A 7001-nucleotide genomic window follows, 5' to 3' on the forward strand; every position below is an offset into this window, starting at 1 on the left:
GGCCCGCCTCGGCCCCGGAGGGCGCGGCGGCGTCCTGGGTCCCGGCCGGCGCTGCGGGCTCCGCCTCGACCAGGGGCAACGGGTCCGCGGGCTCAGCTCGGGGTCGTCGACGACGAAGGTCCGCACCCTCCCGGGCGCCGGCGAGGCGGGGGTCTCGAAGCGCACCGTGACGCGTCCGAGCCCGCTCCCCTGGACCCAGCCGTGCCCGTGCACCGCGTGCCGTACGTCGTGCCCGGCGGTCCACCGCGGCGTGGGCCGCTCGACCGACGGCTCCCGGCCGGGCGGCGACCGGTGCGCCGTGTCGTCCTCGACCCCGGAACCGCCGGCCTTCCGCTCCCCTCCGGGACCCTCCCGCGCCGCCTCGGCGGCCTGCGCGTTCCGAGCGGCCTCGGCGGCCTGCGCGGCCTGCGCGGCCTGCGCGGCCTGCGCGAAGAGGTCCTCCTGCGTGAAGTCGGCGAGACCCGAGACGCCGACCCCCAGCAGGCGCACCCCGCCGGTCGTGTCGACCCCCTCCAGCAGCCGCGCCGCCGCCTCCCGGACCACCGCGGGGTCGTCCGTCGGGCCGCGCAGGGTCTCCGAGCGGGTCAGCGTGGAGAAGTCGTAGCGCCGCACCTTCAGCTGGATGGTGCGCCCCGCGTGGCCGCCGTCGCGCAGTCTGCGGACACAGCGGTCGGCGAGCCGCTGGACCTCCCCCTGGATCCGCACCCGGTCGTGGATGTCCACGTCGTAGGTGTCCTCCACGGACACCGACTTGGTCTCCCGCTCGGCCACTACCGGCCGGGTGTCGAGGGCCAGCGCCATGGCGTACAGGCCCTGCCCGTGTGCCTTGCCCACCAGCCGCACCAGCTCGTCCTCGCCGGCCTCGGCGAGTTCCCCCACGGTGGTGATGCCCGCGCGGCGCAGGTGGTCGCCGGTGGCGGGCCCCACGCCGGGCAGGGTCCGCACCGGCATCGGCGCCAGCAGCTCCCGCTCCGTCCCCGGTTCGATCAGCACCAGGCCGTCCGGCTTGGCCTCCTCGGAGGCGATCTTCGCCAGCATCTTCGACGCGGCGAGCCCCACCGACCCGGTGAGCCCGGTGACCTTGCGGATGTCCTCGCGCAGCCGCTCGCCCGCCCGCAGGGCGGACGCGGAGTCGTGGGCGACGCCGCCGGCCTCGAGGTCCACGAACGCCTCGTCGAGGCTGAGCGGCTCGACCAGCGGCGACAGGGCGCGCAACAGCGCCATGACCTGGTCGCTGATCGAGCGGTACAGGGAGAAGCGCGGCGACAGGTACGCGGCGTTGGGCGCCAGCCTCCGCGCCTGGGCGGTGGGCATCGCGGACCGCACCCCGAAGACGCGGGCCTCGTAGGAGGCCGTGGCCACCACGCCGCGCGGCCCCAGCCCGCCGACCACCACCGCCTTGCCGCGCAGGCTCGGCTTGGACGCCTGCTCCGCGGCGGCGAAGAAGGCGTCCATGTCGAGATGGAGAATCGTCGGCGCGGACCTCACACCTCCGATGGTGCCGCACACCACCGACAGTGCGGCCCACCGGCCGTGCGGGGCGAGGCCACGAACGCGGTGAGCCGGAGCGTCGAGCGCGACGGGCCGTGGCCCCGGCGGGGGTCAGACCGCCCGGTTGCCCCGCCTGCGCGCCAGCTCGTCGGCCGGGTTGTGACCGATCAGCGTCTCCCCGGTGTCCACGCGCTCGCCGTGCAGCTGCGAGAGCGCCTTCTCGACGTCCCGCCACACGACTCCGACCGCGATGCCGAAGATCCCCTGGCCGCCCTGGAGCAGCGCGTGCACCTCGTCCGGCGAGGTGCACTCGTAGACCGTGGCCCCGTCGCACATCAGGGTCATCCCCTCCAGGTCCCGGAAGCCCTGCTCGCGCAGGTGCTGGACCGTGGTGCGGATGTTCTGCAGCGACACCCCGGTGTCGAGGAAGCGCTTGACGATCTTCAGGACGACGACGTCCCGGAAGCTGTAGAGCCGCTGCGTCCCCGACCCGTGGGCCGGGCGCACGCTGGGCTCGACGAGTCCCGTGCGCGCCCAGTAGTCCAGCTGGCGGTAGGTGATCCCCGCGGCGGCGCAGGCCGTGGGCCCGCGGTATCCGACCTGCTCGGCCGTCGTCTGTGCCCCGTCCCGGTCGCCCGTCCCGGCCGCCGAGCGCTGCGGCGCGTAACCGGCCGCGTTGCCGTGGGGCCGGTACGGACCGCTGCCGCCCGGGACACGTCCCGGGGAGCCGTCGGCCGTACCGTCGCCGCTGATTCTCACGCCGACCTCCGTCCTAGACCTGCCATCCAGACGGTAGGCAGTCGTCAGGGGTGCGTCAACGATCGCCACACTCGCCACGCCGAGTGATAATCACCCTGCGAGTGGTTTTCCGTGCCCCGTCACGGGGAAAGGCTAGCCGAATGCGCTTCGCGCGGGCCGCAGGACGGCGGCACGCGTCCCGGGCAATTGCCGACGCGCCGGCCGCGAACGGCCGGCGCGTCCTGGGACTGCCTGGGATCGTGCGGTTCTGTCACTGGTTGCTGGTGCCGAAGTCCTCGGGAGAGATCTGGTCGAGGAACTCGCGGAACTTCTCCACCTCGTCCTCCTGCTCGTCCGGGATCGCGATTCCCGCGTCGTCGAGCACGCCGTCACTGCCGTAGATCGGCGTGCCGGTGCGCAGGGCGAGCGCTATGGCGTCGGACGGGCGGGCGCTGACCTCCACGCCGCTGGCGAAGACCAGCTCGGCGAAGAAGACCCCCTCGCGGAGGTCGGTGATCCGCACCTCGCTGAGCTCCTGGCCCACCGCCTCCAGCACGTCCTTGAACAGGTCGTGCGTGAGCGGCCGCGCGGGCACCATGCCCTGCTGGGCGAAGGCGATCGCCGTCGCCTCCCCGGGGCCGATCCAGATGGGAAGGTAGCGGTCGCCTCCCACTTCGCGCAGGAGCACGATCGGCTGGTTGGAGGGCATTTCGACCCGGACACCTACGACATCGAGCTCGTTCACACAGCAACCCTAGGCCGTGCCCGCACGGTTTGGGTAGTCGAGCAGGGCATGGGTGGATTTCCGGCCCTCACGACAGGCGCACGCCGAGGGCGGTCTGCAGCAGCGCGGAGTGCAGGCGGGTGGCCAGGCCGGCCAGCTCCCGCGTCCTGACCCGGGCGTCGTGCCTGGTGTCGGGGTTGGGGTGGTGCCGCAGCGGGGCGACGACCTGGTCCACCAGGCCCGCGTCGCGGTCCGCGGCGGTCTTCATGGCCCGCAGGTGGCGCGGCTCGATCCCGAACCGGGCCATCTCGGCGAGCAGCGAGGCGACGGTGACCGCCGCCGCGTCGTAACCGCCCTGCGGCAGCGGCTCGATCAGCCCGTAGGCCTCCCAGGCCTCCAGCTGCTCCTCGCCGGTGCCGGCGGCCGCGAGGAGCTCGTCGCGGCCGATCCGCACCGCCGTGGCGGCCTCCGGCTCACTCCCGGGGGTCTCGCCGGGGTACTCCTCCGGCTCGCCCGCCCCCGCGAGGGCGGGGACGGCCGCGTCGGCGTCCGCCCCGTCGTCCGGGACCCGCACGCCCTCGAGCACGTCCAGACGCTCGCGGATGACCTTCAGGGGCAGATAGCCGTCCCGCTGCATCCGCAGCACCCGGGCCAGCCGCTCGACGTCTCCCGCACTGAACTTCCGGTATCCCGACGGGGTGCGCCGGGGCTCGACCAGCCCTTCCGACTCCAAGAACCGGATCTTGGAGACGGTGACTTCGGGAAACTCGTCGCGCAGCAGACTGAGCACCGTGCCGATGCTCATCAGCCGGCTGTCCGCGGTGGCGGCGCCGGTTCCGGCGCCGCCACTGGGTGGTTCAAGCATGGACCTTCCCTGGAGTTGCCCCCGGACTGGTCCGGAGGGTCAGACGCTCCGCTGGCTCGCGTAGAAGACCAGGCGGTACTTGCCGATCTGGACCTCGTCACCGTTGGCCAGAGCAACCTCGTCGATGCGCTCCCGGTTCACGTACGTGCCGTTGAGGCTGCCCACGTCGGCCACCGTGAAGTGACCTTCGGGGCCGCGGCGGAACTCCACGTGGCTGCGGGAGACCGTCACGTCGTCCAGGAAGATGTCGCTCTGCGGATGACGACCCGCCGTCGTCAGCTCGGCGTCCAGCAGGAAACGGCTGCCGGAGTTGGGGCCGCGCCGCACCACCAGGAGGGCCGAACCGGCAGGCAGCGCCTCGACCGCGGCCTGAGCCTCGGGCGACAGGGCCGGGACCTGCGTCTGACCGGTGGCCTCCGGGTCGTACGACTCGATGCCGGAGATGGAGATCGTCGAGGTCGTCTCGGAGGGACGCTCCGGGACACCTGCCCGCAGCGGCGCTCCGCAGTGCGAGCAGAAGCGGCTGTTCTCCGGATTGCGGTTGCCGCACCGCGTGCACACCAGCGCCGACATGGACGGATCCCTCTGCTGCGGCTGCCCCGCCGCTGAGCCCGACGGGTCCCCGAAACCTATGCGGGCCGCCTGGGCAGGGTCAACGGCCGACGCGCCGTGACCACCGGAATTGCCACCCTCCGGACCAGCGACCTGGTCCCGGTAGAGCGGCCGGTTCCCCGCGTCGGAACCATCGCGATGGCGGGCCGTCTCGCTGCCGCCCTCTCGCGCACTCTTGCCGAACAACTTCGCAAACAAATTCACGGGCGATTCCCCTTGACCGAAACAGACCCGCCCGTGGGGCAGGACGAACCCTGACTGCACCGACCGGCCGACCCGGACATCTTCACAACGTCCGTCTCCGCCATACAGTTTCCACCACACACCACTTCTTCGGCGCGCCGACCCCCCGCGACCCGACGTCCCGTCGGAACGGCGTACACGTAGCCCCTCCTCACCGGGCCGACGACCGAGCGTAGTCAGGCCGCTTCGCCGCTCGCAAGGCGTCCACGACGATCTTCGTCCGGCGCTCCACGACGACGGTGGCCTGCTCCTTCTCCAGAGTCTGCACCACCCCTCCCGGGATGTTCAGTGCGGGCTCCAGATCCTGCGGTTTCCCGATGACCTTGAAACGATACGGAGCGGAGATCTTCTTTCCGTCCACCGACACTCCGGCGCCCGTGTCCGGGCGTGCCGTCAGGTAGGTGCTCGCGACCACGCGGACGCCGTTGAGCTCGATGGCCTCCGCTCCGGCGGCCCGCAGCTCCTGGACGGCGTCCAGCAGCTTGTCGGGGCCCACCGCCTTGCGCGGGTCCTCGACCGTGACCTCGATGCCGGGGCCCTCGGCGGGAACCGTGCCGGCCAGCACTCCCAGCTGCCGCTCCTTGGCGAGCGTCTGGCGGCGGGCCTCCTCGGCCTGGTCCGAACTGTTCTCCAGCTCCGACCGCTGCTCCTCGAGGGTCTTCTGCTCCTCCTCGAGCCGCGCCGTGCGGTCGTCCAGCTCGTCGAGGATGCGGACCAGGTCCTCCTGCCGGGCGCCGCGCAGCGCGGTGTCCCCCGCGCTGTGCGAGGCCACCTGGACGGCCAGTCCGAAGCCCAGGCCGAACAGCAGCAGCGCCACGATCAGCTGGGCCCTGCTCGCCCTGGGCGGCCAGACGCTCTGTACGAGCCTCTGACGGCCTGTCACGCCGGGCGGAGCGTCCTGTTCCGGTGCCTGCGGCTCAGGGGCCGTGGCGGGCCTCTCCTCGGGCAGCTCCTTGCGCAGCCGGTGCTCCGGCGCGCCTCCGTTCCCGCGGGGCCCCGCAGGCCCCTCGTGATGCTCCTCGCTCATCGCCTCACGCCCTGAAGACGTGCCGGCGGATGGCCGCGGCGTTGGAGAAGATGCGGATGCCCAGGACGACCACCACGCCGGTGGACAGCTGGGCCCCCACGCCCAGTTCGTCGCCGAGGAAAACGATCAGTGCCGCGACGACCACGTTGGACAGGAACGACACGACGAAGACCTTGTCGTCGAAGATGCCGTCCAGCATGGCCCGCAGTCCGCCGAACACGGCGTCCAGCGCCGCCACCACGGCGATGGGGAGATACGGCTCCACGGCGACCGGGACCTCGGGCCGGACCAACAGGCCCACCACGACTCCCACGACGAGGCCCAGTACGGCGATCACGATGTGCCCTTCCCGCTGTTCGGCTCTTCGGCCTCTGCTGGTTCCGATGGCTGCGCCGGCTTCGCCTCGCGCAGTATGACGCTGGGGGCAGCGGGCAGCTTCAGGTCCTTCTCGACCGAGATGGCCGTGCGGATCCCGTAGTTCTCCTGCAGCGCGTACAGGTAGAGGCCGTCCGCGCTGTCCTGGAACCGGGTGCTCAGCGGCTTCCCGTCCCCCACCGCCAGCACCGTGTACGGCGGCGCCAGCGGCTTGTTGTCGACCAGTATCGCGTCGCCCGCCGCCCGGATGGCGGACAGCGCGGTGAGACGCTGCCCGTTGACGGAGATCGCCTCGGCGCCCGACTCCCACAGCCCGTTCACGACCCGCTGCAGGTCCCGGTCACGGACCCGGCCGGTGTCCGAGAAGCCGCTGGAGCCGCGGGGCTCGCCGTCGGCCCCGGTGCCGGAGTCCTCCGCGTCGTCGACGACCAGTTTGACGCCCGGCCCGTGCACGGGGACGGCCCCGGACAGGATCTGCACGGTCTCCAGCCGGCCACCTCCGCCGCCGTGCTCCCGCAACGCCTCGCGCTGCCGCTCGCCCACCTCGGCCCGGAGCCGGTCGACGCTGCTCTGCAGTTCGTCGGCCCGCTCGGTCTGGCGTCCGATCCGGTCGATCAGCTCCTCACGCTCCCTGGCGACCACCGGCGCGTCCTCCCGGGCCTGTGCCGCGCCCAGCGTGACCACCAGGCCGGCCAGCACGAGCCCGGCCGCCAGCCCCAGCTTCGCCTTGAGCGTCTTCGGCAGCCCGCCGCCCTCCCCGCGCTTGCGTGCGGCCGCCTCGGCGTAACCGTCGTCGAGGCTGTGGTCCATGACGTTGGTGAGCAGCGACATGGAGGCGTCCGGACGCGAGGGGCGAACGGGAGTGCTCCGAACGGGGGGCTGCTGCGGCATGCCGCACATCGTCGCATGCCGCGCCCGTGTACCAC

8 protein-coding genes are annotated in these 7001 nt (G+C 72.6%); all 8 read right to left on the reverse strand.

The features are described 5' to 3' along the window. On the reverse strand, positions 1 to 1488 hold a 1488-nt coding region (locus ACOV8S_RS28200; protein WP_448321307.1), incomplete at its 3' end, for a DNA polymerase IV. 114 nt (positions 1489 to 1602) lie between these two features. Continuing rightward, complete coding sequence (locus ACOV8S_RS28205; RefSeq protein ID WP_448321308.1) at positions 1603 to 2250, reverse strand: MerR family transcriptional regulator; 648 nt, start codon at positions 2248 to 2250, stop codon at positions 1603 to 1605. A gap of 250 nt (positions 2251 to 2500) precedes the next feature. Continuing rightward, entirely contained in the window at positions 2501 to 2974 is a 474-nt protein-coding gene (locus ACOV8S_RS28210) for a bifunctional nuclease family protein (RefSeq protein ID WP_151772043.1), read from the reverse strand. Between the two features lie 67 nt (positions 2975 to 3041). Next, a complete protein-coding gene (ftsR, locus tag ACOV8S_RS28215; RefSeq protein WP_448321310.1) occupies positions 3042 to 3818 on the reverse strand; it encodes a transcriptional regulator FtsR in 777 nt (258 codons plus the stop codon). A gap of 39 nt (positions 3819 to 3857) precedes the next feature. Continuing rightward, a complete protein-coding gene (locus tag ACOV8S_RS28220) occupies positions 3858 to 4742 on the reverse strand; it encodes an FHA domain-containing protein (protein ID WP_448321342.1) in 885 nt (294 codons plus the stop codon). An 82-nt stretch (positions 4743 to 4824) separates the two neighbouring features. Then, positions 4825 to 5700, reverse strand: a complete 876-nt coding sequence (locus ACOV8S_RS28225) for a DUF881 domain-containing protein (RefSeq protein ID WP_448321312.1) — start codon at positions 5698 to 5700, stop codon at positions 4825 to 4827. Positions 5701 to 5704: 4 nt separating this feature from the next. Then, positions 5705 to 6037 carry a small basic family protein gene (locus ACOV8S_RS28230; RefSeq protein ID WP_108956887.1) on the reverse strand — a complete coding sequence of 111 codons (333 nt, stop codon included), beginning with the start codon at positions 6035 to 6037 and terminating at the stop codon, positions 5705 to 5707. After that, positions 6034 to 6975: a DUF881 domain-containing protein gene (locus ACOV8S_RS28235; RefSeq protein ID WP_448321343.1), complete on the reverse strand. Its 942-nt coding sequence runs from the start codon at positions 6973 to 6975 to the stop codon at positions 6034 to 6036. Before ACOV8S_RS28235 ends, ACOV8S_RS28230 begins: the two co-directional genes overlap by 4 nt. Positions 6976 to 7001 lie beyond the last annotated feature (26 nt).

It is taken from the genome of Streptomyces sp. CO7, from assembly GCF_053474865.1.

What these genes read in the sequence shown, in the direction of transcription:
- ACOV8S_RS28225 (WP_448321312.1), bottom strand. Translation starts at nt 5,700, where the DNA reads ATGAGCGAGGAGCATCACGAGGGGCCTGCGGGGCCCCGCGGGAACGGA.
- ftsR (WP_448321310.1), bottom strand. Translation starts at nt 3,818, where the DNA reads ATGCTTGAACCACCCAGTGGCGGCGCCGGAACCGGCGCCGCCACCGCG.
- ACOV8S_RS28235 (WP_448321343.1), bottom strand. Translation starts at nt 6,975, where the DNA reads ATGTGCGGCATGCCGCAGCAGCCCCCCGTTCGGAGCACTCCCGTTCGC.